The organism is Methylobacterium sp. J-088, assembly GCF_022829295.1.
GTDB lineage: Bacteria > Pseudomonadota > Alphaproteobacteria > Rhizobiales > Beijerinckiaceae > Methylobacterium.
Genome location: NZ_JAKSYH010000017.1, coordinates 1 through 25,441 on the forward strand (window position 1 = coordinate 1; position 25,441 = coordinate 25,441).

Genomic DNA, 25,441 nt, shown 5'->3' on the forward strand with positions numbered 1-25,441 from the left:
CTCGGCCGCGAAGCCGAGGGCCATCTCGCGGATCGCGGTTCGATCCTCATCGAGCCCGAAACTCATGGGCGTGGCTCCGAAAGTTCAGACGGACGCTTTCCCCTCCCCCTTGCGGGTAGGGGTCAGGGGTGGGGGTGGTGCAGAATCGTGCGTTCCGGTGCCGTCTGCACCACCCCCACCTCCGGCTCCTCCCCACAAGGGGGAGGAGAGAACGCGGGCCCCTCCCCCCCGCAGAGGGGGAGGGTGATGCGGCTCAGCGCATCGTCGGGATGGAGAACTCCGCCCCGCTCTTGATACCGCTCGGCCAACGCTGCGTCACGGTCTTGGTCTTCGTGTAGAACCGGATCGAGTCCGGTCCGTGCTGATTCAGGTCGCCGAAGCCCGAGCGCTTCCAGCCGCCGAAGGTGTGGTAGGCGATCGGGACCGGGATCGGCACGTTCACGCCGACCATGCCGACATTGACCCGGGCCGTGAAGTCGCGCGCCGCGTCGCCGTCCTGCGTGAAGATCGCGACGCCGTTGCCGTATTGGTGGGTCGAGGGCAGCGCCAGCGCCTCCTCGTAATCCTTGGCCCGCACCACCGAGAGCACGGGGCCGAAAATCTCCTCCTTGTAGATCGTCATGTCGGGGGTCACGCGGTCGAACAGCGAGCCGCCCATGTAGAAGCCGTTCTCGTAGCCCTGGAGCTTGAAGCCGCGGCCGTCGACCGCGAGATGCGCACCCTCGGCAACGCCCTGATCGATATAGCCGGCGACCTTCCGGACCGCCTCGGCGGTGACCATCGGGCCGTAATCGGCCGAGCCGTCATGCGAGGGACCGATCTTGAGCGATTCGACCCGCGGGATCAGCCGCTCCATCAGCCGGTCGGCGGTGGCCTCGCCCACCGGCACCGCCACCGAGATCGCCATGCAGCGCTCGCCGGCCGAGCCGTAGCCTGCCCCGATCAGGGCATCGACCGCCTGGCCCATATCGGCGTCCGGCATGATGATCATGTGGTTCTTGGCGCCGCCGAAGCACTGGGCGCGCTTCCCCGTCTGGGCTGAGCGGACGTAGATGTACTCGGCGATCTGCGAGGAGCCGACGAAGCCCACCGCCTTGATGTCCTCGTCGTCGAGGATCGCGTCCACCGCTTCCTTGTCGCCGTTGACGACGTTGAGGATGCCCGGCGGCAGGCCAGCCTCTAGGAAGATCTCGGCGATGCGCAGCGGCACGCTCGGGTCGCGCTCGGACGGCTTCAGGATGAAGGCGTTGCCGCAGGCGATAGCCGGGGCGCATTTCCACAGCGGGATCATGGCCGGGAAGTTGAACGGCGTGATGCCGGCGACCACGCCGAGCGGCTGGCGAAGGGAATAGACGTCGATGCCGGGGCCCGCCCCTTCCGTGTACTCGCCCTTGAGCAGGTGCGGGATGCCGCAGGCGAACTCCACCACCTCGACGCCGCGCTGGATGTCGCCCTTGGCGTCCGGCACCGTCTTGCCGTGCTCGGAGGCAAGAAGCTCGGCGAGTGCATCGTTCTCGCCGCGAATGAGTTCGAGGAAGCGCATCATCACGCGGGCGCGCTTCTGCGGGTTGGTGGCTGCCCAGGCCGGCTGCGCCGCGGCAGCGTTCTCGATCGCCGCGCGCATCTCGGCCTTGCTGGCCAGCGCGACCTTGGCCTGGACCTCGCCGGTCGAGGGGTGGAACACGTCCGCGAACCGCCCGCTCTCGCCGCCGACGCTCCGGCCGCCGATAAAGTGCCCGATCGTGCGCATGCCGCGCCTCCCTGTGGTGATTTGGTTTTATCGCAGCCTAACAGGATCCCTTGAGCGATAAAGCCGGATGCGCTTACAGACGTCGTGCATCGATGCACAGCGGGAGTGCGGCCATGGCCAGGGCGGGGCCCAACTGGGACGATCTCCGGTTCTTCCTCGCCGTGGCGCGCACCGGGACGCTTAGCGCCGCCGGGGCGCGCACCGGCACCGAGCACACCACGGTCGGCCGGCGGATCCGCGCCCTGGAGGAGGGCCTGGGTGCCCGGCTGTTCCATCGCAGCAACCTCGGCTACGCGCTGACCGAGGATGGGGCGAACCTGCTGGGCGTCGCCGAGGCCATGGAGAGCGCGTTCCTCTCGGCCAGCGCCACCACGGAGGCCGCCCACGCGGTGGCGGGCACGGTGCGGATCGGCGCGCCGGACGGGTTCGGCAGCGTGTTCCTCGCGCCCCGGATGCACCGGCTCACCGCCCGTCATCCCGGGCTGGAGGTGGAGATCATGGCGACCGCCCGGATCTTCAGCCTGTCCAAGCGGGAGGCCGATATCGTGATCAGCCTGTCCGGACCGCAGCAGGCCCGCGTGGTGGCGCGCCGGCTCACCGATTACCGGCTGTTCGTCTACGGAGCGGAAGCCTACCTCGGCGCCGCGGCGCCGATCGTCGGGATCGCGGAACTCTCCGGACATCCCTTCGTCGGCTATATCGAGGACATGCTGTTCACGCGTGAGCTGAACTATCTGGGCGCCCTGGGCCCCCCGGTCAGCGCCCGCCTGCGCTCCACCAATCTCCTGGCGCAGGTCTACGCGACGCGCGCCGGGGCGGGCCTGTGCGTCCTGCCGGCCTTCATTGCAGCGGCCCATCCCGGGCTGGTGCCGGTACTGCCCGAACAGGTCTCGCTGACGCGCGCGTTCCACATGCACATCCACGAGGATCACCGGAAAGCCGCCCATATCCGGGCCGTTGCAGGCTTCATCGCCGCCGAGGTGGAGGCAGCCGGCGCCCTGTTCGCCGGGCCGGCGGTGTCAGCGGCGGTGGTTTCGCAGGATCCCGCGGGCCCGTAAGATCGGGTGAACCCGGCGGATCAGGACAAGCGCCGGGCGGGAGGAACAAACGATGGTCGCCTCGATCGCCCTGCCCCGGCTGATGCGCGTCGGCGCCGGCGCCTCGCGGCTCTTGCCGGAGGTGCTCGCCCAGCTCGGCCTGTCGCGCCCCTTCGTGGTGACCGACCCCTATCTCGCCGGCAGCGGTCGGGTGGAGGCCCTCACCGAACGGCTCTCCGGCACGGGCACGCGCGCAACCGTCTTCGCCGACACGGTGCCGGACCCGACCGTGGCGTCCGTCGAGGCGGCGCTGGCCGCGCTCCAGGCGGGCGACTTCGACTGCGTGGTCGGCTTCGGCGGCGGCAGCCCGATGGACACCGCGAAGGCGGTGGCCGTGCTGGCCCGCCACGGCGGCCACATGCGGGACTACAAGGCGCCCCGCCAGCAGGACGAACCCGGCCTGCCGATCGTGGCGATCCCCACCACCGCGGGCACCGGTTCCGAGGCGACGCGCTTCACCATCGTGACCGACGAGACCTCCGACGAGAAGATGCTGTGCATCGGCCTAGCGTATCTCCCGGTGGCGGCTTTGGTCGATTACGAGCTGACGCTGACCAAACCCAAGCGGCTCACCGCCGATACCGGCATCGACGCGCTGACCCACGCCATCGAGGCCTACGTCTCGCGAGAATCGAACCTGTTCTCGGACGGGCTGGCGCTCCAGGCGATGAAGCTGATCGCGCCGAACCTGCGGCGGGTCTGGACCGATCCCGGCGACCGGGCGGCCCGCGAGGCGATGATGCTGGGTGCGACCCAGGCCGGCATCGCCTTCTCGAATTCCTCGGTGGCGCTGGTCCACGGGATGAGCCGGCCGATCGGCGCGCATTTCCACGTGGCGCACGGGCTGTCGAACGCGATGCTGCTGCCGGCGGTCACGGCCTTCTCGGCGCCGGCCGCCATCGACCGCTACGCCGCCTGCGCCCGGGCCATCGGGGTCGCCAAGCCGGAGGCCGACGACCGGTCCGCCGCCGCGGCCCTGGTGGCGGAACTGGAAGCGCTCAACGACGACCTCGACGTACCCGGCCCCCAGGAATACGGGATCGACCCGGCCCGCTGGGAGGCGCTGCTCCCCACAATGGCGGCTCAGGCGCTCGCCTCCGGGTCGCCAGCCAACAACCCGGTCGAGCCCAGTGCCGAGGAGATCGTGGCGCTGTATCGGCGGGTGTGGGCGGGGTGATACCCTCCTGGGGCAGAGAATATCTTGGAGCGGACATTCGCCCCGCCGCCGTCTTTGCGAGCGGAGCGAAGCAATCCAGCAGCGCCACGCTAAAAGATGTCGCGCTGCCCTGGGTCGCTTCGCTACGCTCGCGATGACGGGGTGAGACCTACTTCGCCGCCGCCGTCAGCGGGCAGCCGCTCTCGGCTGGCGTGGCGTAGGCCTCCTTGCCGGGGATGGTCGAGATCTGCCGGTAGAGATCCCACGGGCCCTTCGACTCGGAGGGCTTCTTCACCTCGAACAGGTACATGTCGTGCACCATGCGGCCGTTCGGCTGCACGACGCCGCCATGGGCGAAGACATCGTCCACCGGCAGCACCTTGAGCTTGGCGTTGACCGCGTCGGTCTCGTCGGTGCCCGCGGCCTTCACGGCCTTCAGGTAGGTTAGGACCGCCGAGTAGGTGCCGGCCTGGATCATGTTGGGCATCCGGCCGGTGCGTTTCATGTAGCGCTGGCCGAAGGCGCGGGTCTCGTCGTTGGCGTCCCAGTACCAGCCCTCGGTGAGCGTCAGGCCCTGCGCAACCTTGAGGCCGAGCCCGTGCACCTCCGAGAGGGTGAACAGCAGCGCCGCGAGCTTCTGGCCGCCATCGACGATGCCGTACTCGGCCGCCTGCTTGATCGCGTTCGAGGTGTCGAGCCCGGCATTGGCCAGCCCGATCACCTTGGCCTTCGAGCCCTGCGCCTGGAGCAGGAACGAGGAGAAATCCTGGTTCGAGAGCGGGTGGCGGACGCTGCCCACCACCTTGCCGCCGTTGGCGATCACCACCTTGCTGGTGTCGGTCTCGAGCGCCGAGCCGAAGGCGTAATCGGCCGTGAGGAAGAACCACGTGTCGCCCCCCGCCCGGGTCAGCGCGCCGCCAGTGCCCACCGCCAGCGCCCGCGTGTCGTAGGCCCAGTGGTAGCCGTAGGGCGTACAGGCCTTGCCGGTGAGGTCGCTCGACGCCGCCCCCGTGGTGATGGTGATCTTCTTCTTCTCCCTGGACAGGCCCTGGACCGCCAGGGCCACCGAGGAGGTGGTCAGCTCCATGATCGCGTCGACGCCGTCGCGGTCGTACCATTGCCGGGCGATGGCCGAGGCGATGTCGGGCTTGTTCTGGTGGTCGGCCGAGAGGATCTCGACCGGGACAGTGCCGATCTTACCGCCCATATCCTCCACCGCCATGCGGGCCGCCTCGACCGAGCCCTGGCCGCCGAACTGGGCGTAGAGGCCGGACTGGTCGTTGAGGATGCCGATGCGCACCGCGTTGCCCGAGAACGCGTCCGCGCCGCCCTGAGCAGCCGCCGCGCCGGTCATCGTCCCGAGGGCCGTCCCTGCCAGCGCCGCCGCCAGCACCGCGCCGCCCAATGTCCTGATCATGTCTCCCCCCGATTCACCCGGGCGCCCGCATTCTGAGGCGGTTCCGCATGCAAAATAGATCACGCCGGTGTGAGACTCCACAGCCCAGCTCGGCTCGATGCTGAAGGATTGCGCCGGTTGTGATGCCTGGCCGCGACGGGACCAGGGCAATGTCCGTTTCCGGACTGTTCTGGCGGCCGGGTTATTAAACCTTAACCATAATTACACGATTCCCCGCGCAGATTCAGGTCGTGAACGGCAATTCGGCCGTCTCCGGCTCGTGGCCCTGCGATGAAACCAGCCCGTCTTGCCGTCCTCGGCATCGCCCTCGCGGCGGGCAGCGGAGCGGCGTTCCTGATGAGCGGCGGCGATCCGACGCCGCCTCCGACGCCGATGAAAGTCGAGGCGCCGCCGGTGCCCATGACCGACGTGTTGGTGGCCGCCACCGACATGCCGATGGGTCAGGTGCTGCGCCCGACGGATCTGCGCTGGCAGCCCTGGCCGGACAATGCCGTCAATGCCGGCTTCGTCACCCGCAAGAGCAATCCCAAGGGCCTGGAGGAGACGACCGGCGCCTCGGCCCGCTCGGGCTTCCTGGCGGGCGAGCCGATCCGCGCACAGAAGCTGGTGCGCCCGGAGAGCGGCTTCATGGCGGCGATCCTGCCGCCGGGTCAGCGCGCGGTCGCGATCACGACCGACAGCCGCGGCACCAATTCGGCCGGCGGTTTCATCCTGCCGAACGACCGCGTCGACGTGATCCGCACCTTCCACAAGATCACCAAGACGAACGGCGAGAACCGCGATGTCCAGATCTCGCAGACGATCCTGACCGACATCCGCGTCCTGGCGATCGGCCAGCTGATCCAAGAGAAGAACGGCACCAACGTCGTCACCGGCGAGACCGCGACGCTGGCCGTCACACCCGCCCAGGCCGAGAGCCTGACGCTCGCCGGGAAGGACGGGGCACTGTCGCTGTCCCTGCGCAGCCTCGCCGATGCCGGCCAGCCCAACGATCCCACCGCCCCTTCCGACACGCTCCAGGCGCAGACCGATCCCGCACTGACCGTGGTGCGCTTCGGAGTCGCGCGGCAGCAGACGCCGTGACCGCCATGATCGCTCCGCTGCCCCTCGCCCGCCCGGCGCGCCGTCGCGCCTACCGCTCGGCCTGCACCCTCGCCCTCCTCGCCGCCCTGGCCAACCCGGCCTCGGCGCAGGAGCGACCGATCCATGGCCCGGCGCCGGTCCTGACGGTCGGCGCCGCGGAGGCCGCCTCGACCCGCCGCGTCGAGCTGACCGCCGGCCGCTCCGTGATCGTGGACCTGCCGCGGGACGCCAAAGAGGTCTTCGTGGCCAATCCGGCGGTGGCCAACGCCGTGGTCCGCTCGACCCGCAAGGTCTTCGTGATCGGCATGGCCGACGGCGCGACCTCGATCTTCATCATGGATGCCGAGGGCCGCCAGATCGCCGCCCTCGACGTGACGGTGGCCCGCGACCTCAATCTCGGAACCCTCCGCGAGCTGCTCGGCCAGAGCATTCCGGGCGGGCGGTTCGACGTGCGCTCCTCCGGGGCCTCGGTGCTGCTGTCGGGCTCGGTCAATTCATCGGCGGACGCCCAGCAGGCGATCGACATCTCGAACGCCTTCGTGGGGTTGGGCAGCGCGGGCGGCGCCTCCGGCGGGTCGAGCGGCGGCGTCGCGGCCGGCGCGCGCGGGGCGGTGATCAACAACCTCTCGATCCGCAACAAGGATCAGGTGATGTTACGCGTCACCGTGGTCGAGGTGTCGCGCAACGTCCTGAAGCAGTTCGGCATCAACGTGACCGGCAACTGGTCGGCGCTGAACCCGCTCGGTAACGCCCTGACCTCTCCCGCCCTGGCCAACAACCTGCCCTTCCCGATCACCGGCGGGACGACGCCCACCGGCAACCAGATCCAGGCCTCGGTGCGAGGTGGGGGCTTCTCGCTCCAGGCGACGCTGAAGGCCTTCGAGCAGGCCGGGGTCTCCCGGGTGCTCGCGGAACCGACGCTGACGGCGATCTCCGGCGAGGCCGCGAAATTCCTGGCCGGCGGCGAGTTCCCGGTGCCCTCGGCGGCCTCGAGCTGCGTCGGCGGCATCTGCTCCGCCCCCGGCATCACCTTCAAGCCCTACGGCGTCGCCCTGAGCTTCACGCCGGTTGTGCTGGCCGACAACCGCATCTCGATCCGCGTCGCCACCGACGTCACCGAAATCGATCCCCAGACCAGCTTCAGCTACACCAACGATGGCGTCACGACCGCCATCCCGGGCACGCGGGTCCGCCGCTCCGAGACCACAGTCGAGTTGCCCTCCGGCGGCGTGATGATGACCGCCGGCCTGATCCAGCAGGTGAACAAGCAGGCGATCTCCGGCCTGCCCGGCCTGATCAACCTGCCGATCCTCGGCGCCCTGTTCCGCTCCCGGGACTACCAGCGCATGGAAACCGAGCTGATGATCATGGTCACCCCCTACATCGCCCGGGCGATTGAGCCGAAGCAGGTCAGCCGGCCCGACGACAACTTCGTCGATTCCACCGACGGCCAGGCGGTGCTGCTCGGCCAGATCAACCGCCTGTACGGCAAGGTCGCCCCCACCGGGGCGGCTCCGGTCGGACAGACCTATCGCGGCCGCGTCGGCTTCATCGTCGAGTAGCGCCTTCCAGGATCGGATTCATGATCGGACGCCACCCGCCTATCCGGCCGGCCGCCCACCAGCGTCGCCTCGCCCCCCTGCTCACCGCCTGCGCGCTCGGTGCCCTGGCGGCCGGCTGCAACAACCAGCCGGTCGCCACCACCGGCGCGATCGAGGTCTCGGATTACCGCGCCCGGCACCCGATCGTCCTGACCGACGGCACCCGCAGCCTCGACGTGTTCCCGACAGGCGTCGGTCATCTCGATCCCCGCCAGACCGCAGATGTCGACGCCTTCATGCTGGAATACCGCCGCTACGGGCGCGGGACCCTGCTGATGGAGGTCCCCCGTGGCGGGCCGCCGGACCAGGCCGCTTCCGCCGAGCGCACCGCGGCTTTCCTCACCCGGCTCGCCGCACAGGACCGGGTCGCCCCCCGCGAGATCGCCGTCACCGGCTACGCCGTGGCGGCTCCGAGCCTCGCCGCGCCGATCCGCCTGAGCTTCCAGCGGATGCAGGCCAAGGTCTCGGATGCCTGCGGGCTCTGGCCCAACGATACCGGGACCAGCAACTTCGCGCTCGATTACAGCAACCGGCCGATGTGGAACCTCGGCTGTGCCACGCAATCGACCGTGGCCGCCCAGGTGGCGGATCCCGTCGACCTCGTTCGCGGACGGCCCGAGGGCCGCATCGACACGGTCAAGCGGGTCCGGGACATTGGCCAGTTGCGTGAAGGCAAGGATCCATCAACCACATGGCGGCAAGATGGGCAGACCGACGTAAAATCTCAGGTCGCCCAATAGGCTGGCCGATCCGCCAGCCTCATCTAACCTCGACGCTGCACCCCGAACGCGAACCTGAAAGTGCCGTCATGGCAGACCTGTCCGAGACAGCCGAGCGCACGATCGCCCCGGTGCCCCGGATCACCATCCAGGCGTTCTGCGATACCAGCGAGACCGCCGCGATGATTGAAGGGGCGGCCCTCGACCGGCGCATGCAGAAGGCGCAGGTCAAGGTGCGGATGGGCGGCGGGGCTGCGGCCATCGAGGCCTACAGGCACGCGCCGACGCCCAACGTCATCGTGATCGAGACGCAGGGGCCGCGCTCCAAGCCGATCGAATGCCTCGACGCCCTGGCGGAGGTCTGCGACGAGGGCACCCGCGTCCTGGTGATCGGCCATCTCAACGACGTCACCCTGTACCGTCAGCTGATCCAGCGCGGGGTGTCGGATTATCTGATGGCGCCGGTGGATCCTCTGACCCTGATTGCGGCGATCTCAGACCTGTTCACGGCCCCGGGCGTCAAGCCGGTGGGCCGCACGGTCGCGGTCTACGGGGTGAAGGGCGGGATCGGCGCCTCCACGGTGGCGCACAATTTCGCGTGGTCGGTGGCCCGCAGCCAAGGCGTGCAGACGGTGATCGCCGATCTCGACATCGCCTACGGCACGGCCTCGCTGAACTTTAACCAGGATCCGCCCCAGGGCATCGCCGAAGCGGTGTTCGCCCCCGAGCGCCTGGATTCCGCCCTGGTCGAGCGGTTGCTGTCGAAGTGCAGCGACACGTTGAGCCTGCTCTCGGCGCCCGCGAGCCTCGACCGCACGATCGACCTGTCGGAGCCGGCCTTCGACGCCCTGATCGAGTACCTGCGGGCCAGTGTGCCCTGCGTGGTGCTCGACGTGCCGCATCAGTGGAACGCGTGGACGAAGCGCGTCCTCACGGCGGCCGACGAGATCCTGATCGTCGCGGGCCCCGACCTCGCCAGCCTGCGTAACGCCAAGAACGTCCTGGGCGCGCTCAAGCACGGGCGCCCCAACGACGCCCCGCCGCGGATCCTGCTCAACGGCGTCGGCGTGCCCAAGCGCCCCGAGATCGGCACGCCCGAATTCGCCAAGACCCTCGAGTCTCCCGTCGCGCTGACGATTCCGTTCGAGCCGGCCCTGTTCGGCACGGCCGCCAACAACGGCCAGATGATCGCCGAGATCCAGGCCGGCTCGAAGGTGGCAGAGCTCTTCAACGACCTCGCCGCCCTGACGCTCGGACGCTCGGAGACCCGACGCCACGGGCGCACCAGCCTGTTCGAGCCGCTCCTCGCGAAGTTCGCCGGCGGCAAGTTCCCCGGCGCCAAGCTCGTCGGCGGAAAGGCCTCGTGATGCGGCGGGATTGCGCTCCGGGAATGGCCCATGTTCGGTAGACGCCAGATCGGCGGCGCACCGGCCGCCCCTGCGCCCACGCCTGCGCCGCGGTCGCCCGCTCCCTCACCGGCGGCACCGCAGCGGGACGCCGCGCCCAAGCGGCCCGAGCCGTCCGCCCCCGTGGTCGTCGAGACCACGCGGTCCGAGGATTACTACCGGACCAAGAGCCTGATCTTCGGCGCGCTGATCGAAGCGATCGACCTCACGCAGCTCTCGCGGCTCGACGCCGAGACCGCCCGCGAGGAGATCCGCGACATCGTCACGGAGATCATCGGGCTCAAGAACATCGTTCTGTCGATCGCCGAGCAGGAGGAACTGCTCGACGACATCTGCAACGACGTGCTGGGCTACGGCCCGCTGGAACCGCTGCTCGCCCGCGACGACATCGCCGACATCATGGTCAACGGCGCCAACCGGACCTTCATCGAGGTCAACGGCAAGATCCAGCTGACCAGCGTGCGCTTCCGCGACAACCAGCAGCTGATGAACATCTGCCAGCGGATCGTCAGCCAGGTCGGCCGCCGGGTCGACGACGCCTCGCCGATCTGCGATGCGCGCCTGCCGGACGGGTCCCGCGTCAACGTCATCGCGCCGCCGCTCGCCATCGACGGCCCGGCGCTCACCATCCGTAAGTTCAAGAAGGACAAGCTCACCCTGGAGCAGCTCGTGCGCTTCGGGGCGATCTCGCCCGAGGGTGCCGAGGTCCTGAAGATCATCGGTCAGTCACGCTGCAACGTGGTGATCTCGGGCGGCACGGGCTCGGGCAAGACCACGCTGCTCAACTGCCTGACCGCCTTCATCGAGCATGACGAGCGGGTCATCACCTGCGAGGACGCGGCGGAACTCCAGCTCCAGCAGCCCCACGTGGTCCGCCTGGAAACGCGCCCCCCGAACATGGAGGGCCAGGGCTCGGTCACCATGCGCGATCTCGTCAAGAACTGCCTGCGCATGCGGCCCGAGCGGATCATCGTCGGCGAGGTGCGCGGACCCGAGGCCTTCGACCTGCTCCAGGCGATGAACACCGGCCATGACGGCTCGATGGGCACGCTCCACGCCAACAGCCCGCGCGAGTGCCTGTCGCGTATCGAATCGATGATCTCGATGGGCGGCTTCACCCTGCCCTCGAAGACGCTGCGCGAGATGATCTGCGGCTCGATCGACGTGGTGATCCAGGCCATGCGCCTGCGCGACGGCTCCCGGCGGATCACCCACATCACCGAGGTGCTCGGCATGGAGGGCGATGTCATCACCACCCAGGACGTCTTCCTCTACGACATCGTCGGCGAGGACGCGAACGGCCGGCTGGTCGGGCGCCACCGCTCCACCGGGATCGGCCGGCCGAAATTCTGGGAGCGCGCCCGCTACTACGGCCTGGAGCGTCGGCTCGGCGAGGCGCTGGACGCCGCCGAGGTTGTTGATCGGAGTTGAGGCATGCCGAATCTTGCCGCCATCGGCTCTTCGAACCTTCCGATCGTTGCGGGCCTCATCGGCATCGCCGCGGCGGCGGTCGCCTACGTGGCGATCCTGCCCCTGTTCGACGGCGAGCGCCGGGCGAACAAGCGCCTGAAGGCGATCGGCGTCTCACCGACCGGGGCGGCGTTGCGGGGCGTGGCGGTCAACCGACGCGAGCAGGTCGCCAAGACGCTGAGCGAGATCGAGGCCAAGGCCAAGGGTGCCTCAAAAGCCAGCGTGGAGCTGAAGCTCGCCCGCGCCGGCCTCGATTGGACCAAGCAGACCTTCTACATGATGTCGGCCATCAGCGCCGGTATCTGCGGGCTGCTGCTCTTCGTGCTGACCGAAAGCCCGATCGCGGGGGTCGGTGCAGCCTTCGCCGGGGGCTTCGGCCTGCCGGCCTGGCTGCTGCGCCGCCTGCGGCTCAAGCGCATCGCCAAGTTCAACAAGGAACTGCCCAACGCCGTCGACGTGGTGGTGCGCGGCATCCGCACCGGCATCCCGGTCGGGGATTGCTTCCGCATGGTCTCCCGCGAAGCGGAGGAGCCGGTCCGCAGCGAGTTCAGGACCGTCGTGGAGACCCAGGCGCTCGGCCTGTCCCTCGGCGACGCGGTCATGCGCATGTTCGAGCGGGTGCCGACGCCGGAGGTCAACTTCTTCGTGATCGTGATCAACATCCAGCAGCAATCGGGCGGCAACCTGTCGGAGGCGCTGAACAACCTTTCCACGGTGCTGCGCGACCGGGCCAAGATGCGCGGCAAGATCCAGGCGATGAGCATGGAGGCCAAGGCCTCGGCCTCGATCATCGCCTGCCTGCCCTTCGGGGTGGGGGGTATCACCTCCCTGACGAGCCCCGACTACATCTCGCTGCTCTGGACGACCGATATCGGCAAGATCGCGCTGGTGGGGGCCGCGATCTGGATGTCGATCGGCGTCTTCACCATCAAGAAGATGATCGCCTTCGAGTTCTGATGGCGGGCCCTCACGCCCGCCGCGCGCTTTTCCCGGATCCGATCCCATGATCGACGACATCGCCGCGAAGCTGTTCGATCCCCGGTTCATGGGGACGCTCCTGACCGCCATCGCGGCGGCGGCGACCGCTTTCGCGGTGGCGCAGCCGTTCTTCGAGACCGACAAGCTCGAGAAGCGAATGAAGTTCGTGAGCGACGAGCGTGAGCAGATCCGGCGGCGCGAGCGCGCCAAAGGCGCACTGGTGTCGATGCGGGGCACGCTGCGCGTCGAACCCAAGGCCTACATGAAGTCGATCGTCGAGCGGTATCAGCTGCAACGCTGGCTCGCCACCGACACGGCCAAGCGCAAGCTGATGCAGGCGGGCTATCGCGGCCAGGGAGCGGAGACGGCGTTCCTGTTCTTCCGCCTCGTCGTGCCGGTTGCCACGGTGATCGGCGCGCTGTTCTACCTGTTCGTGCTGGACGCGATCGACGCCTCGTACCTCGTGCGGCTCGGACTGGTGATCGGCGCCGCCTATGCCGGCATCAAGGCGCCGGAACTGTTCCTCGTCAACGCCGCCAAGAAGCGTCAGACCGAGATCCGCAAGGCTTGGCCGGATGCCCTCGACCTCACCCTGATCTGCGTCGAGTCCGGCATGGCGATCGAGCATGCCTTTCGGCGGGTGAGCACCGAGATCGCCACCTCATCGGTGGTGCTGGCCGAGGAACTCGCGCTGATGACCGCCGAGATGTCGTTCCTGCCGGACCGGCGTCAGGCCTACGAGAACTTGGTGCTGCGCACCGGCCTCGATCCCGTGAAGGCCGTGGCGACCGCCCTGGTCCAGGCCGAGCGCTACGGCACACCGATCGGGCAGGCGCTGCGGGTGCTCGCTCAGGAGAGTCGCGACAACCGGATGACCGAAGCCGAGAAGAAGGCGGCCGGGCTGCCGCCCAAGCTCACGGTGCCGATGATCCTGTTCTTCCTGCCGGTGCTGTTCGTCGTCATCATCACCCCCGCCGTCATCCAGATCATGCGGACCCAGTGACGCGCAGGGGTGACACCCCGCTCAGCGCAAAGTTCAGCGGATACGGCCCGGACGGGTCGGCTCGAACACGATCCGGCGGTGATAGGCACACCAGCTCTTGCCGTCGGCTACCGGTGCGCCGCAGCAGACCGCCCGGTCGTTCGGCTCGCCGATGATGTACTTGCACACGAAGGCCCCGGACTGCGCGAAGGGCACGCGCAGGTCGGCCGACGGCTCCTTGACGGTCTCGGCGTCGCCGATCTGGGACATGCGAACGAGTTGATTCATGGTGTCGATCGGCTCAATGATGATCCTGCTCGATGGGACCAGGGGCCCCGGCAGATGGAAGGGACGGACGCCTCTCCCTCGGGCAGCGACCCCGGACGCATCCGTCGGGATGGCATCCGAATCGACTCACCCGATGTCGACCGGCGCGATCGGCGTCATCGTGTTGTCGTAACTGGGGTTAAGGCAATTTAAAACAAGACCAACGTGCACGCACTGCATCGGAGCACGGTGCCGGATGCGTAGCTGGCAGGCATATCGCCTGTTCGATTGACATTCACCGGGCTGACGAAACGCCCTGAACGCTCCGAATCGCTTCCCGCCCGGGTGTGCAAGCCCGACCGACCTGTGGTTTGGTTCGGGTTCCCGCGACCAGAGCCGGACTTGCCCATGGCCCAAGCGCCCCTCGTGTCACCCGATTGGCTGCACGATCGCCTCACCGCCCCAGACCTCGTGATCCTCGATGCCTCCTGGTATCTCCCGGCTGCAGGCCGAGATCCCGAGGCCGAGTTCCGCGCGGCCCATATCCCCGGCGCCCGGCGCTTCGACCTCGACGCAATGAGCGACACCGAGTCGAGCCTGCCGCATATGCTGCCCCGCCCGGAGGTCTTCGCCGCGCGAATGCGGGCGCTCGGCGTCGGCGACGGCCAGCAGATCGTGGTCTACGACGGGATGGGCCTGTTCTCCGCACCGCGGGTCTGGTGGATGCTCAAGGCCTTCGGGGTGCGCGATGCCCTCGTGCTGGATGGCGGGCTTCCGGCCTGGGCGGCGGCGGGCTACCCCACCGAGGAGGGCGAGCCGCATCCGCGCGAGCGCCGGCACTTCACCGCCCGGCTCGATCACGGCGCGGTGGCGGATGCGGACGATGTCGCCCGCGCCCTGGCAAGCGGCGTGGCTCAGGTGGTCGATGCCCGCTCGGGCACCCGATTCCGCGGCGAGGAGCCGGAGCCGCGCGCCGGTGTCCGCCCCGGTCACATGCCGGGCGCCTGCAACCTGCATTACGCAGCGCTGCAGCGCGAGGGCCGGCTGAAGAGCCCGGAGGAGCTGGCCGCCGTCTTCTCGGAGAACGGCGTCGATCCGGACCGCCCGATCGTGACCACCTGCGGCTCCGGGGTGACCGCGGCGATCATCGCGCTGGCCCTGGAAACGATGGGCCGGCCCGCCCGCGGCCTCTACGACGGATCGTGGTCGGAATGGGGCACCGATCCGAACCGGGCGGTGGCGACAGGGGCCCCTTGACGGGCGGTCGATCCAATCCGATATATCGAAAGCGCCTCGGCTGGGCGCTCTTCGGAGAAGATCATGCCGCATCACGATACCACCGCCCTGTCGGGCACCATCCAGCACGTCTTCGCGCACCGCTTCACCCTCGAAGCGGGCGGCGCCACGCACTTGGCCGATCTCGGTCCCAAGGGCGCTGAGGCGTTCCCCCTCGCGACCGGTCTGCGCGTCACCTTGGAGGGGGAACGCCGGCCCTCGGAGATCAAGGTCACGCGGATCGCCGCCGCGGGCCGGGAGCCGGTGCTGATCCAGCACAAGAAGCCGAACCACCCGCCGGGTGCGGCGCGACCGGACGTGCCGGCCGATCCCGCCAAAGCCCTTGCAGCGGCCGCCGCCGATGGCTGGTCGGTCACCGGGTCTCCGCGCCGGAAGCCGAAGCACTTCGAGCTTCTGGCCCACCGCGGCGACGACGTCGCCACGGAGTTGCACGTCGATTTCGCCGGGACGATCTACAAGCAGAAGCCGGCCGACCCCGCGAAATGGGCCGTACAGGGCTGACGAACCGGAAGGTAAACCGGACATCCTCCGCCGGAAGCGGCGGGGCTGTCCGGGCCTCCGAAATCCGGGTGCGGGTCGGCCTCCGGGCCGCCCCGCTCTCAGGCAGGCCGCATGGCGCGGCGCTTGTCGGCGGCGCTCCACTGCATCAGCCCGACCATGACCGCGATTGTCGCCACGTAGACCAGCCCCTGCAGGGCAGTCGGCCGATCGGTGTAGCCCACGAGGGCGTGCAGGATGCGGCCCGGCCAGGAAGTCTCGGCGATCACGCCCGAGCTGTTCCAGAGGGTGTGGCCGAGGACGTCCACCACGCCGGCATTGGCCAGGAACTGGGCGGCCTGCGCCGCGAGCCCCGCCGCCAGGAAGATGATCAGCACGCTCGTCACCGAGAACACGTAGCGGCTGGGGATCGCCGCAAGCCCGAAATAGGTCACCGCCGAGAGCAGCGCCCCCGCCCCGATGCCGGCCACGGCACCGAACTGGATATCCGCCCCCGAGGTGCCCGAGGCCACGAGGCCGTAGAGGAACAGCACCAACTCGGCGCCCTCGCGCAGGATCGCGGCGCCGATCACGATGGAGAGGGCGGCGGCCTCGCGCTCGCCCGAGCGCACCGCCGCACCGGCGGCGCGCAATTCGCCCGCCAGTTCCTTGCCGTGCTTGCTCATCCAGGTGTTGTGCCAGATCAGCAGCAGCACCGCGACGATCAGCACCGCGGCGTTCAGGATGTCCTGCCCGCTGCCCTCGAACGCGTCGGAGATCTTTTCCGCGAACAGGGCCACGAGGCCGGCCCCGGCCAGTCCGCCCGCGATGCCCAGCAGCACCCAGCGCATCCGGCCGGGAATGCCGCGGGTCGCCGCAAGCACGATCGAGATGATGAGGCCCGCCTCGATGACTTCGCGGAAGGCGATGACGAAGGCGCCGATCATGGCGGTCTCCAAAGGTTGCGAGGTGTTGCGAGATGGCGCGCGGACCGCGCTACCAGATCCAGAACATGAGCACCCAGTTGACCACCGACAGGGCGGCCGCACCGAGGATGCAGGTGGTGGCCGCCGCCCGCCGGAGGGCGTGGGCGTCGAGGCCGGCGACCCGCCAGGCGAGCCAGACGCTCCACAGGCTCGCCCCACCGAGCATCCCGGCGCGGATCTCCGACACGTAGGGGATCACGATGCCGTCGCCCCGCAGGAAGGTGACGGTGAGCGCCGAGAGCCCCAGGAAGACACCGCAGCCCGCCACCGGAATCAGCGTCTGCGTCAGGTGATGAAAGCGCCGGAGCGACCAGTCCCCGAGGAAGAGGGTCGCCAGCGCGACGATTCCCGACAGGACAAGCCCGAGGATCACCGTCGCCGCGCCGATATAGGCCAGTAGCAGTCCGCCATCGAGCAGTGTCATCACGTCGCTGCGGTCGGGATAATTCGTCAGCACGAACCAGGGCGCCGACATCTCCAGCGGCCACGTCACCCCACGCTCGATGAGCCAGGTGGCGGCCCATTGCTTGGCCTCGACGTACCAGGGGCTCGCCGACCACTGGAAGGCGCCCACCGCCAGGGCCAGCATGCCGAACAGGATCAGCACGGTCTGGTTGAAATCCGGCTCGGTGCCGGCCACGTGCACGATCTCGTGATTGGGCGAGCGCAGGGCGAGGCGCACCGCCCCGCGATGATTGCTGCACCGCCCGCACATATGGCAGGCCCCGGCGCCGCGCATCGTCTTCACCGGCACGAGCGGTGCGCAGTTGAACGCCTCGGCACCCCGGGCGGGCTTGGGCGAGGCGGCCCAGGCCGCGCGGTCGACCTGGAAGCTTACGGGTGCGAGCTTCGACAGCACCGCGAACACGCCGTTGACCGGGCACAGATAGCGGCACCAGACCCGCTTGTTGCGCCCGTAGAGCAGCCCGATGACGATCGCCGCCAGGGTCGAGCCGCCGAGCACCGCCAGGACCGGCTTCGGATAGCCGTACACGCTGGTCATCTGGCCGTAGACCGTGGTGCCGGCGAAGGCCAGGAACGGCCAGCCCTGCCACGTGATCCAGCGCGGCACGGCGTAGCCGCGGCTCCAGCGGCTGGCGAACTCGCTCAGCGCCCCCTCGGGGCAAAGCACGCCGCACCAGGCCCGGCCGACCAGCACCATGCTGAGCAGCACGAACGGCCACCAGATCCCCCAGAAGGCGAACTGCGCGGCCAAAGTCAGGTTGGTCCAGATATGGGCGGCGTTGTCGGGCAGCGGCAGCAGGGCGGGCACGATCACCAGCACCGCATAGACGGCGATGATCAGCCACTGCACGGCCCGGAGCGCCCAGCCGTGGCGGCGCATGGCGTCGCCGAGTTGCGCGAGCCGCGCGTCGATCCAGGCGCGGCGTGCGGGACGAGAGGCGGCGGACAGGGCCGCAGGCGCTGTCGTCGACGCACTCATTTGGCGACCAGCGTCGCCTTGGCGTCCGGATGGAAATCGTCGAACACCTGATAAGAGCCCGCATCGAGGGTGCGGAACACGATCGCCGAGGTCGAACCCGCGGCCAGCGCCTTCTCGCGCTTGAGCTCCGTGCTCTCGAACTCGACGGGCGACTGGCCAGTGTTCGAGATCTCCAGCTTGAAGCGGGTGTTGGCCGGTACCTCGATCACTGCCGGGAGGATCACGCCGTCGCGCATCTCCACCTTGATCACCGGCATGTCGTCCGCGCGCACGGGCGCGGCCGCGGAAGCGGCGAGGAGCAGGGCAGCGAATGCGGCAGCGCGCAGCGGGCGGGACACGAACACCTCCGGAAGCTCAATAGGCGCCCTTCTTGCCGACGCCGGCGAAGGTGAAGTCCTGCACGACCTCGAATGGCTCGAACCACGGGCCGACGCCCGTCTCCTTGTCGACGTGGCGGCCGAAATGGCTGTCCTTGCCGGGGGGCGCGACCGTGACCTTCAGGCGATAGCGACCGGGGCCGAACAGCTTGACGTTGTCGCCGTAATGCGGCCCGTCATTGGCGACCATCGGCATCAGCATCCCCGACACTTTCTGGTCGGTCAGCTTGTCGCCGTCGAGCTTCACCGCCTCGAAATGCACGTCGAGCGCCGGTACCCAGTCGCCCTCGGCGAAGCCGTTGCGGTTGTCCTTGGCGGCGCGGATATCCGTCTCGAGATGGAGGTCCGATTGCGCGGCCGCGCGCATCATCCCGGCAGGCTCCATCTCGATCGGCTGCAGGTAGACGGCGGCGACCTCCAGACCGTTGCGGGTCACATGCGGGCCGATCGGCACCTCCTTGGCCGCGGCGGATCCCGCGATGGCGAGGGCGGCAACCACGGCGAGGCCGCGGAGAATCGTCGGGGCGGTTGAGGCACGCATGGTTTTGCACATAGACCCTCGTGCCAGAACTTCAAACAGGCATCGCCCCACTATCAAATAATAACAATTCTAATCTGAAGGCCTATTGGCATGCTGGCTCTGTATTTCCCAGGCTCAGTTGCCCACTCGGCTGATTGTAATCTGTCGCGACCAAGACTTTTCTCCCGCCTGTGGCCGGCCCGATCTTGACCGGTGCAGCGATCTCGGGAACGTCATGCGACTGCCACGCTAATGGCCGAAAACGTGGCCGCCGAGCGAACGCCGCGATGCCGCACCTGCGACACCGCGTTCACCGCCACGGCCCGCAACGGCTTGCGCGGCAGGGAAGCGGGTTTTAGCAAAAGCTATATTGTTGCTGTGAGTCGCATGAGAATCCGTCCCGCGCCCCTGGCTCAAGCGAAATTCCGCCCCCGAATCCCAGCGCTGACCCAGGCAACAGTTCTCCTGCTGACCCCTGCAGTCATCGCGCCTGCGGGCGCGGCCGACCTCGCGGCGCAGCGACGGGCAGCGGAGGTGTCCGCCTACACCGACTGGTCGGGCGGCTATATCGGCCTCGAGGGCAGTGCGGGCGGCTCATACGGGGCCTACACGTTCGGTCCGACGACGATCGGCGGGCGGCCGGTCCCGGCCTTCAAGAGCGGCGACTCGACGGGCCGCAGCGACCAGGGGCGCAACGCCACCACGGCGGTGGGCGGGCTGTTCGGTGGCTGGAACTGGCAGGCGGGCCCCTGGGTCTACGGCGTCGAGGCCACGATCGACGCGGCGAACCTGAAGCGGCCGGTGCCCTCGACCATCGCGGGCTTCGGCTACGCGGACGTGGACCCCGCGTTCAACGTCGTGCGCGCCAAGACCGAACTCTACGGCACCCTGCGGGCGCGGCTCGGCTACAGCTTCGAGCGCTATCTCGTCTACGGATCCTTCGGCCTCGCCGGCGCGAACGCACGCGTCCTTGCGACCTATCCGGACCTCGATACGGGCAGCCAGAACACGGCGCAGCGCGAACTCGGTTATCTCGGGTTCACCCTCGGCGCGGGGGTGCAATACGCCGTCAGCGACCACCTCGCCCTCGGGATCGACTACCGCTACGTCGATCTCGGCGGCAGCCGACGGTTTCCGTTGGGCATCGTGCCAGGCGATGCGGGCGGCCCGGTCGCGACCCGGGCGAGCTACACGTCGAACCAGATGTTTCTGCGGCTGATGTGGTTCCCGGACGGGCTGAAGGTGCCGCCCGATCCCGACGAGACCGCCCCGCACGATCCCGACAACGGCGATACCGGCCGCTTTTCGCTGCACGGGCAGACGACCCTGATCGCGCAGGGAGTCCCGGGCTTCCGCTCGCCCTATACGGGGGCGCAGAGCCTGATCCCCGATCAGGCCCGGCAGACCACCACGGCTACGATCTTCCTCGGGCTCAAGCTAACCGACACCACGGAAGTCTATTACAATCCCGAGTTCAGCCAGGGGTTCGGCCTGTCGCGGACGCTGGGCGTGGCCGGCTTCGTCAACGGCGAGGCGCAGAAGGCCGGTGCCCCGTTCCCGAAGCTGCGCTCGAACCGCTACTACGTGAAGCAGACGATCAACCTCGGCGGCGAAACCGTGGAGGTGCCGGACGGGCCGAACCAGGTCGCCACCCGCTACGATGCCGAGCGGATCACGCTGATCGCCGGCAAGTTCGCGCTGGGCGACTTCTTCGATGGCAACATCTACGCGCACGATCCGCGGGTGGACTTCTTCAACTGGTCGATCTGGGGCTCCTCGGCCTGGGACTTCCCGGCGAACCTCCCCGGCTTCACGCAGGGTGTCTATGCCGAGTACAACCGGCCGGAATTCGCGATCCGCGCCGCCTACACGCAGGTGCCCAAGGAGCCGTCGAGCGACGTACTCGACCCGCGGGTGTTCCGCCGGGCGGGGCTCAACGCCGAGTTCGAGCAGCGCTACGTCCTGCCGGGGCTGGACCAGCCGGGCAAGCTGCGCCTGGGGTTCTTCTCGAATGTCGGCAACTCGGCCAACAACCGGGAGGTGGTGACGCTGACGCAACTCGGCGCGTTCGACGACATCAACGACGCGGTCGGGGCAACCCGGCGCCCCCGGCGCAAGACCGGCGGCTACATCAACCTGGAACAGGCGCTGACGCCGGACCTCGGCCTGTTCGCCCGCGCCAGCCTGAACGACGGCCGCACGGAGAACATCTCGTTCACCGATGTCGACCAGAGCTTTTCCGGTGGCCTGTCGCTGAAGGGCAAGGCGTGGGACCGGCCGGACGACACCGTCGGGATCGGCGCGGCGATGAACGGGCTCTCGCCCTCCCACCGAGCGGCCTTCGCGGCCGGCTTCTACGGGCTGCTGATCGGCGATGGCCGGCTCAACTATGGCACCGAGCGGGCTCTGGAGACCTACTACGCCCTGAACCTGACCAAGTTCGTGACCTTGACCTTCGACTACCAGTTCATCAACAACCCCGGTTACAACCGCGACCGCGGCCCGGCCCACTTCTTCGCCTCGCGGCTGCACGCAGATTTCTGAGGCAGATCGTGCGCTGGGGTCGATTGCCCAGCCGCGCAATCGATCAACCCTGAGATGAAAGGCCGCGTCGAGCGACCGCGTCAGGACCCCTCATCGGGATAGGCGGTCACCAAGCGGGCATCGGTCTGGTTCGGCGGAACGATCCAAACGGTCAGGACACAGGGGTCACGGCCATCCGGCGTCCGGATGCGGCAGCGGACGACGTATTTCGTACCCCAGCGGCTACGCTCCGTCTCGGCCACGGGATTATGATCCGGATGGGCGACGAGGGCTGCCGTGACGATATCCAGATGCGCGGCTGAGAAGCCGAAGGCCTGGAAGAATGCCGCCTTGGAACCGCCAACGGGATGATCGGGGCGGAGCAGGTAATCGGTGAGCTTGGCCGACGGCACGATGCGGGGTGGAACGTCATCGCTCATGCAGCCGGGGCCCGGGATAAGCTTGAGGCCGGGACCGTCGTCACGGCATGGAAAGGCGCGATGAATTCTACCTCGTAGGCCTCACCATCGCCGTGGACGAACACGATCGCTCCGCGGGCGCCCTCCGGCAGCGTTCGCCCATCCTTTAGGGTCAGGGCACCGGATAGCGTGACCATGCTGTGTTCCGGGATCGCCGGAGAAGTCCCGGTACCGAGCATTTGCCGGAGATGTCCGACGAAAATCTCGGAGAACACGCCTTCATCGATGGCCTTCCGCAGAAGGCGGAGAAGGTCATCCTCGGGCAGGTCCAACGGCCGCGGCTGGAAACGACCGTTCTTCCACCACGAGAAGCGAATCTCGGCGGCCCCCGTGGACCTGATCCTGAGCCGCTCGATTCGCGCGCCGCCCTCGTCCGCGCTGGCGATTTCATCCGCGTACTTCGTCGAGCGCATGGGCTACCTCTCCGTGGCGATACGATACACGATGGTCGCGCCGTGCACGCCAGCTCGGCCGAGACAGGCCTACAGATTCCCCTCGATCATAGGCTCCATCGCGGTCACCCCAAAGATCTCCTCGAACGCCGCCCGGAGCTGCATGTCCACCTCGGCCATGCTCACCGGCCGACCGAGATCGACGAGGCTCGTCACGCCGTGCAGGCGGACCCCGCAGGGCACGATCCCGTCGAAATGCGCGAGGTCCGGCTCGACGTTCAGGCTGATCCCATGAAAACTCACCCAACGGCGCACCCGGATGCCGATCGCCGCGATCTTGTCCTCGACCTCCGGCCCCTTCTCGGGGCGGCGCACCCAGACGCCGACCCGGTCCTCCCGGCGCTCGGCACGGACGTTGAAGGCCGCGAGCGTCGCGATCAGCCACGCCTCCAGGCTCGCCACGTAGGCGCGGAGATCGCGGCTGCGGCGGTCGAGGTCGAGCATCACGTAGGCCACGCGCTGGCCGGGGCCGTGATAGGTGTACTGCCCGCCCCGCCCCGTCGCGTGGACCGGGAACCGGTCGGGCGCCACCAGATCCTCCGGCCGGGCCGACGTTCCGGCCGTGTAGAGCGGCGGATGCTCCAGCAGCCAGACACATTCGGGTGCCGTGCCGCGGGCGATGGCCTCCGCGCGCGCCTCCATCCAGGCGACGGCCGCCTCGTAGCCCACGGGCGCATCGCTGACGCGCCAGCCCACCGGGCCGGAGCCGGGCGCGTTTGGGAAGGCATGCGGGCTGACCGCGAGGCGGGGCGCGTTTACCAATGGTTCACCATCCTGCGTCGATGGTCGAAGCCTTCAACATCCGCGGCCGGCGGTTGCAAGGTCTTGGCCACGAAACGGGATGGCGGGCAGTGGCGGTCTTCGAGACGCTGAAGGTCGATCTGACGGTGGTGCTCGGCCGCACCCGCATGCCGCTGCACATGCTGCTGCGCATGGGCCGCGGCGCCGTGATCGAGCTGGACGCCAGCGACAGCGACATGGTCGAGATCCTGGCCAACGACCATCCGGTCGCCCGCGGGCAGATTGTGGTGACCGGTGACCGCATCTCCGTCGAGGTGACGGAGCTGATCCGCAAGGCGGCCTCGATCGTGGAGCCGGGTGCCAGCATCGGTGACGGTGCGGCCTCGTTTCTGGAGACAGGGTACGAGTCAGCGTGAGTGAAGCGCTTGTCGGCGGCGGATCGATCTGTTATCCGCTGCGCCGCCGACAACGTATCGGCCTCCGGGATCTCCCGAGGGCGGCTCTTGTCGAGCGAGCGGACACGGATCGTCGCGTCCGATGCGGCCATGGCGGAATTGGTAGACGCGCTAGCTTGAGGTGCTAGTCCCGCGAGGGGTGGAGGTTCGAGTCCTCTTGGCCGCACCAATCTTCTCTCTCCTGATAGAGACAAGATCGGCGCCGAACGACGTGACCGGAGCCCTAGGGGCGGTCCCGCACAATCACCGACAGACGTACCACTTGCCGGACTGACTCTCGCTACGGGGACCTTTCGGCGGTCCGCAGCTGATCTCCAGTCCGAGCCCGGCCTCCGATGAACACCCACAGCATCGTGCCGTGGGACAGTGCGGCGCTGCGAGGCGGCAGCCGACAATCGACCCCGCCCGCAGAAGCTCAGCGGCCCGATGGCTGGCCGGACGCGCCGTGCTGGAACCCTGATGCGTTCGGCGGGCCCTTCATCTTGCCGTCCTGGGTGGCGGTGGTGTCCGGCGTGGTCGCGCCGGCTGTCCCGGTGGTCTCCGCCTTGCCGAAGCCCGCGGCATTGGGCGAGCCCTGCATGCGGGGCGTTGTTCCGGGCACGCCCGCACCACCGGCATTTTCGGCGGCCAAGCTGGCGGTCCCCATCGACAACAGGCCGACAGCCGCGATCAGTGCGGTCTTTCGCATGGCAGACTCCTCGAGCGTTCCACGATCACGTCTTGTGCGTGATCCGTGCACCAACGTCCGCGATGGACGCCTGTTCACTTCGTCAGTCCACTTGGGGGGCTATCGGGCAGTAATCGCGTTTTTGATCGTGTCGTAATCGGCGCGTTTCAAGACACGGCGCGTCAGGAGCTCATCGGGGGAGGCGTAGGGACGGAACTCGATGATCCGCCGGCCGATCATACCGGCCCCGAGCGCGTTCAACTGCTCGACCGACGCCGTGTTGAGATCGACGCTCCCACCTGGCGAGTCGGAGGGGTCCCGAGCCTCTCCCGGGGCCGGCTCCGTCCTCAAACCCGTGGTGGACACACCGTCGGATTGCCGCGCGGGAGAGCCGAGATCGGCCAAGGCACCAGGCGCCGGGCTGGCCGGAGCAGCAGCGGACGGGGATGATGCCGGGGGCGCCGTTGCCGCCATCCCGGGACCGGCCGACGATCCCGGCGTGATGGTCCGGATGGATTGTCCCTTGGCGTCCACGGTGGTTCGCTGCTGTTGCGACAGGGGAATCACCGCGGAGGTCCGCTTGTCCGGCCCACCCTGAGGGCGTGGGCCATACCCGATCCACAGGGATGCCAAGACGATTGCGATCACCGCCAGACCGGCGCTCACGGACAGAACAGATCGGATCATTCGCCCCCCTCTTCGGCCGGCCCGATGCTTGTCCCCGGGCCCGCGATACCATCCGCGCTTCCTCACGGATCGCGCGGGGCAATTCAAGGTTCGTTCGAGTCGCGTTGAACCGTCCTCTGGCGAGCCAACGCTGTCCCCAGGGACGGATTGCGCAAGACGGTGGCCTGTCGAGCCTTGCACAGCAGGGGGCGGTGCCATGCGGCGGCTCGTGCCGCGCGACATTGACTTCGCAGCTGCACACCGTCATATCGGCGTTGCAGCGTCAGCGGCCGCCATGGCCCGCTTGAGGGGGCTGCGTGACGGATCCTGCGCCATCGCGGCGTGATCCGGCCCCCCTCTTCATAACGTGCATGCACCCGGGCCGCCCCATCACGCGGGCTGCCCCCTGCCAACGGACCGGCCTCAACACGG

25 protein-coding genes and 1 tRNA gene are annotated in these 25,441 nt (G+C 68.6%); 14 read left to right on the top strand and 12 right to left on the bottom strand.

Going from position 1 to position 25,441, the window contains the following annotated elements; translation table 11 throughout:
• Nucleotides 1–253 precede the first annotated feature (253 nt).
• Nucleotides 254–1,750: a CoA-acylating methylmalonate-semialdehyde dehydrogenase gene (locus MKK63_RS00785; protein WP_243997779.1), complete on the bottom strand. Its 1,497-nt coding sequence runs from the start codon at nucleotides 1,748–1,750 to the stop codon at nucleotides 254–256.
• Nucleotides 1,751–1,863: 113 nt separating this feature from the next.
• Here MKK63_RS00785 and MKK63_RS00790 point away from each other — a divergent pair, with 113 nt between their 5' ends.
• Nucleotides 1,864–2,808, top strand: coding sequence for a LysR family transcriptional regulator (locus MKK63_RS00790; protein ID WP_243997781.1), 945 nt, complete (start codon nucleotides 1,864–1,866; stop codon nucleotides 2,806–2,808).
• Nucleotides 2,809–2,860: 52 nt separating this feature from the next.
• A complete protein-coding gene (locus tag MKK63_RS00795) occupies nucleotides 2,861–4,024 on the top strand; it encodes an iron-containing alcohol dehydrogenase (protein ID WP_243997783.1) in 1,164 nt (387 codons plus the stop codon).
• Between the two features lie 148 nt (nucleotides 4,025–4,172).
• Here the strand turns inward: MKK63_RS00795 and MKK63_RS00800 are convergent, their stop codons facing one another.
• On the bottom strand, nucleotides 4,173–5,357 hold the full coding sequence (locus tag MKK63_RS00800) for an ABC transporter substrate-binding protein (RefSeq protein ID WP_243997859.1): 1,185 nt from the start codon (nucleotides 5,355–5,357) through the stop codon (nucleotides 4,173–4,175).
• A gap of 333 nt (nucleotides 5,358–5,690) precedes the next feature.
• Here MKK63_RS00800 and cpaB point away from each other — a divergent pair, with 333 nt between their 5' ends.
• From cpaB to MKK63_RS00835, 7 genes are all read left to right on the top strand, one after another.
• On the top strand, nucleotides 5,691–6,503 hold the full coding sequence (gene cpaB, locus MKK63_RS00805; RefSeq protein ID WP_243997785.1) for a Flp pilus assembly protein CpaB: 813 nt from the start codon (nucleotides 5,691–5,693) through the stop codon (nucleotides 6,501–6,503).
• Between the two features lie 5 nt (nucleotides 6,504–6,508).
• On the top strand, nucleotides 6,509–8,065 hold the full coding sequence (locus tag MKK63_RS00810) for a type II and III secretion system protein family protein (RefSeq protein WP_243997787.1): 1,557 nt from the start codon (nucleotides 6,509–6,511) through the stop codon (nucleotides 8,063–8,065).
• 20 nt (nucleotides 8,066–8,085) lie between these two features.
• Nucleotides 8,086–8,844 (top strand): CpaD family pilus assembly protein, encoded by a 759-nt coding sequence (locus tag MKK63_RS00815; protein ID WP_243997789.1) that lies wholly within the window; start codon nucleotides 8,086–8,088, stop codon nucleotides 8,842–8,844.
• Nucleotides 8,845–8,912: 68 nt separating this feature from the next.
• Nucleotides 8,913–10,190: a CpaE family protein gene (locus MKK63_RS00820; protein ID WP_243997791.1), complete on the top strand. Its 1,278-nt coding sequence runs from the start codon at nucleotides 8,913–8,915 to the stop codon at nucleotides 10,188–10,190.
• A gap of 30 nt (nucleotides 10,191–10,220) precedes the next feature.
• Entirely contained in the window at nucleotides 10,221–11,660 is a 1,440-nt protein-coding gene (locus MKK63_RS00825) for a CpaF family protein (protein WP_243997793.1), read from the top strand.
• A 3-nt stretch (nucleotides 11,661–11,663) separates the two neighbouring features.
• Nucleotides 11,664–12,656 (top strand): type II secretion system F family protein, encoded by a 993-nt coding sequence (locus MKK63_RS00830; protein ID WP_243997795.1) that lies wholly within the window; start codon nucleotides 11,664–11,666, stop codon nucleotides 12,654–12,656.
• A 46-nt stretch (nucleotides 12,657–12,702) separates the two neighbouring features.
• Nucleotides 12,703–13,680 carry a type II secretion system F family protein gene (locus MKK63_RS00835; RefSeq protein WP_243997797.1) on the top strand — a complete coding sequence of 326 codons (978 nt, stop codon included), beginning with the start codon at nucleotides 12,703–12,705 and terminating at the stop codon, nucleotides 13,678–13,680.
• Between the two features lie 33 nt (nucleotides 13,681–13,713).
• On the opposite strand, the gene MKK63_RS00840 is transcribed toward MKK63_RS00835, so the two are convergent.
• On the bottom strand, nucleotides 13,714–13,947 hold the full coding sequence (locus tag MKK63_RS00840) for a GcrA family cell cycle regulator (RefSeq protein WP_243997799.1): 234 nt from the start codon (nucleotides 13,945–13,947) through the stop codon (nucleotides 13,714–13,716).
• A 387-nt stretch (nucleotides 13,948–14,334) separates the two neighbouring features.
• Between MKK63_RS00840 and sseA the strand changes: the two genes are divergently transcribed.
• Nucleotides 14,335–15,183, top strand: a complete 849-nt coding sequence (sseA, locus tag MKK63_RS00845; RefSeq protein WP_243997801.1) for a 3-mercaptopyruvate sulfurtransferase — start codon at nucleotides 14,335–14,337, stop codon at nucleotides 15,181–15,183.
• A gap of 63 nt (nucleotides 15,184–15,246) precedes the next feature.
• Complete coding sequence (locus tag MKK63_RS00850) at nucleotides 15,247–15,723, top strand: hypothetical protein (protein ID WP_243997803.1); 477 nt, start codon at nucleotides 15,247–15,249, stop codon at nucleotides 15,721–15,723.
• 98 nt (nucleotides 15,724–15,821) lie between these two features.
• On the opposite strand, the gene MKK63_RS00855 is transcribed toward MKK63_RS00850, so the two are convergent.
• From MKK63_RS00855 to MKK63_RS00870, 4 genes are read right to left on the bottom strand one after another with little or no spacing between them, the layout of a single operon-like run.
• Nucleotides 15,822–16,646, bottom strand: coding sequence for an FTR1 family protein (locus MKK63_RS00855; protein WP_243997805.1), 825 nt, complete (start codon nucleotides 16,644–16,646; stop codon nucleotides 15,822–15,824).
• 49 nt (nucleotides 16,647–16,695) lie between these two features.
• Nucleotides 16,696–18,129 (bottom strand): 4Fe-4S binding protein, encoded by a 1,434-nt coding sequence (locus tag MKK63_RS00860; RefSeq protein WP_243997807.1) that lies wholly within the window; start codon nucleotides 18,127–18,129, stop codon nucleotides 16,696–16,698.
• Entirely contained in the window at nucleotides 18,126–18,467 is a 342-nt protein-coding gene (locus MKK63_RS00865) for a cupredoxin domain-containing protein (protein WP_243997809.1), read from the bottom strand. The genes MKK63_RS00860 and MKK63_RS00865 overlap by 4 nt, the downstream gene beginning before the upstream one ends.
• A gap of 16 nt (nucleotides 18,468–18,483) precedes the next feature.
• The gene (locus MKK63_RS00870; protein ID WP_243997811.1) at nucleotides 18,484–19,047 is read right to left on the bottom strand and encodes an iron transporter; all 564 of its coding nucleotides are present in this window, start codon (nucleotides 19,045–19,047) and stop codon (nucleotides 18,484–18,486) included.
• A gap of 366 nt (nucleotides 19,048–19,413) precedes the next feature.
• On the opposite strand from MKK63_RS00870, the gene MKK63_RS00875 reads away from it, so the two are divergent.
• Nucleotides 19,414–21,570 carry a carbohydrate porin gene (locus tag MKK63_RS00875; RefSeq protein WP_243997813.1) on the top strand — a complete coding sequence of 719 codons (2,157 nt, stop codon included), beginning with the start codon at nucleotides 19,414–19,416 and terminating at the stop codon, nucleotides 21,568–21,570.
• An 80-nt stretch (nucleotides 21,571–21,650) separates the two neighbouring features.
• On the opposite strand, the gene MKK63_RS00880 is transcribed toward MKK63_RS00875, so the two are convergent.
• From MKK63_RS00880 to lipB, 3 genes are all read right to left on the bottom strand, one after another.
• The gene (locus MKK63_RS00880; RefSeq protein ID WP_243997815.1) at nucleotides 21,651–21,989 is read right to left on the bottom strand and encodes a DUF6883 domain-containing protein; all 339 of its coding nucleotides are present in this window, start codon (nucleotides 21,987–21,989) and stop codon (nucleotides 21,651–21,653) included.
• A complete protein-coding gene (locus tag MKK63_RS00885; protein WP_243997816.1) occupies nucleotides 21,986–22,441 on the bottom strand; it encodes a DUF4926 domain-containing protein in 456 nt (151 codons plus the stop codon). Before MKK63_RS00885 ends, MKK63_RS00880 begins: the two co-directional genes overlap by 4 nt.
• 69 nt (nucleotides 22,442–22,510) lie before the next feature.
• Nucleotides 22,511–23,242, bottom strand: a complete 732-nt coding sequence (gene lipB / locus MKK63_RS00890; protein WP_243997818.1) for a lipoyl(octanoyl) transferase LipB — start codon at nucleotides 23,240–23,242, stop codon at nucleotides 22,511–22,513.
• A gap of 89 nt (nucleotides 23,243–23,331) precedes the next feature.
• Here lipB and MKK63_RS00895 point away from each other — a divergent pair, with 89 nt between their 5' ends.
• Together MKK63_RS00895 and MKK63_RS00900 are read left to right on the top strand one after the other, a co-directional pair.
• The gene (locus MKK63_RS00895) at nucleotides 23,332–23,637 is read left to right on the top strand and encodes a FliM/FliN family flagellar motor switch protein (protein ID WP_243997820.1); all 306 of its coding nucleotides are present in this window, start codon (nucleotides 23,332–23,334) and stop codon (nucleotides 23,635–23,637) included.
• A gap of 123 nt (nucleotides 23,638–23,760) precedes the next feature.
• Nucleotides 23,761–23,845 (top strand) — tRNA-Leu (locus MKK63_RS00900).
• A gap of 246 nt (nucleotides 23,846–24,091) precedes the next feature.
• Here the strand turns inward: MKK63_RS00900 and MKK63_RS00905 are convergent.
• Together MKK63_RS00905 and MKK63_RS00910 are read right to left on the bottom strand one after the other, a co-directional pair.
• The gene (locus MKK63_RS00905) at nucleotides 24,092–24,364 is read right to left on the bottom strand and encodes a hypothetical protein (RefSeq protein WP_243997822.1); all 273 of its coding nucleotides are present in this window, start codon (nucleotides 24,362–24,364) and stop codon (nucleotides 24,092–24,094) included.
• A gap of 99 nt (nucleotides 24,365–24,463) precedes the next feature.
• Nucleotides 24,464–25,009 carry a ComEA family DNA-binding protein gene (locus tag MKK63_RS00910; RefSeq protein ID WP_243997824.1) on the bottom strand — a complete coding sequence of 182 codons (546 nt, stop codon included), beginning with the start codon at nucleotides 25,007–25,009 and terminating at the stop codon, nucleotides 24,464–24,466.
• Nucleotides 25,010–25,441 lie beyond the last annotated feature (432 nt).

Coding starts and splice junctions, on each gene's coding strand:
- MKK63_RS00785 (WP_243997779.1), bottom strand. CDS start 1,750: ATGCGCACGATCGGGCACTTTATCGGCGGCCGGAGCGTCGGCGGCGAG.
- MKK63_RS00790 (WP_243997781.1), top strand. CDS start 1,864: ATGGCCAGGGCGGGGCCCAACTGGGACGATCTCCGGTTCTTCCTCGCC.
- MKK63_RS00795 (WP_243997783.1), top strand. CDS start 2,861: ATGGTCGCCTCGATCGCCCTGCCCCGGCTGATGCGCGTCGGCGCCGGC.
- MKK63_RS00800 (WP_243997859.1), bottom strand. CDS start 5,357: ATGACCGGCGCGGCGGCTGCTCAGGGCGGCGCGGACGCGTTCTCGGGC.
- cpaB (WP_243997785.1), top strand. CDS start 5,691: ATGAAACCAGCCCGTCTTGCCGTCCTCGGCATCGCCCTCGCGGCGGGC.
- MKK63_RS00810 (WP_243997787.1), top strand. CDS start 6,509: ATGATCGCTCCGCTGCCCCTCGCCCGCCCGGCGCGCCGTCGCGCCTAC.
- MKK63_RS00815 (WP_243997789.1), top strand. CDS start 8,086: ATGATCGGACGCCACCCGCCTATCCGGCCGGCCGCCCACCAGCGTCGC.
- MKK63_RS00820 (WP_243997791.1), top strand. CDS start 8,913: ATGGCAGACCTGTCCGAGACAGCCGAGCGCACGATCGCCCCGGTGCCC.
- MKK63_RS00825 (WP_243997793.1), top strand. CDS start 10,221: ATGTTCGGTAGACGCCAGATCGGCGGCGCACCGGCCGCCCCTGCGCCC.
- MKK63_RS00830 (WP_243997795.1), top strand. CDS start 11,664: ATGCCGAATCTTGCCGCCATCGGCTCTTCGAACCTTCCGATCGTTGCG.
- MKK63_RS00835 (WP_243997797.1), top strand. CDS start 12,703: ATGATCGACGACATCGCCGCGAAGCTGTTCGATCCCCGGTTCATGGGG.
- MKK63_RS00840 (WP_243997799.1), bottom strand. CDS start 13,947: ATGAATCAACTCGTTCGCATGTCCCAGATCGGCGACGCCGAGACCGTC.
- sseA (WP_243997801.1), top strand. CDS start 14,335: ATGGCCCAAGCGCCCCTCGTGTCACCCGATTGGCTGCACGATCGCCTC.
- MKK63_RS00850 (WP_243997803.1), top strand. CDS start 15,247: ATGCCGCATCACGATACCACCGCCCTGTCGGGCACCATCCAGCACGTC.
- MKK63_RS00855 (WP_243997805.1), bottom strand. CDS start 16,646: ATGATCGGCGCCTTCGTCATCGCCTTCCGCGAAGTCATCGAGGCGGGC.
- MKK63_RS00860 (WP_243997807.1), bottom strand. CDS start 18,129: ATGAGTGCGTCGACGACAGCGCCTGCGGCCCTGTCCGCCGCCTCTCGT.
- MKK63_RS00870 (WP_243997811.1), bottom strand. CDS start 19,047: ATGCGTGCCTCAACCGCCCCGACGATTCTCCGCGGCCTCGCCGTGGTT.
- MKK63_RS00875 (WP_243997813.1), top strand. CDS start 19,414: ATGAGAATCCGTCCCGCGCCCCTGGCTCAAGCGAAATTCCGCCCCCGA.
- MKK63_RS00880 (WP_243997815.1), bottom strand. CDS start 21,989: ATGAGCGATGACGTTCCACCCCGCATCGTGCCGTCGGCCAAGCTCACC.
- MKK63_RS00885 (WP_243997816.1), bottom strand. CDS start 22,441: ATGCGCTCGACGAAGTACGCGGATGAAATCGCCAGCGCGGACGAGGGC.
- MKK63_RS00905 (WP_243997822.1), bottom strand. CDS start 24,364: ATGCGAAAGACCGCACTGATCGCGGCTGTCGGCCTGTTGTCGATGGGG.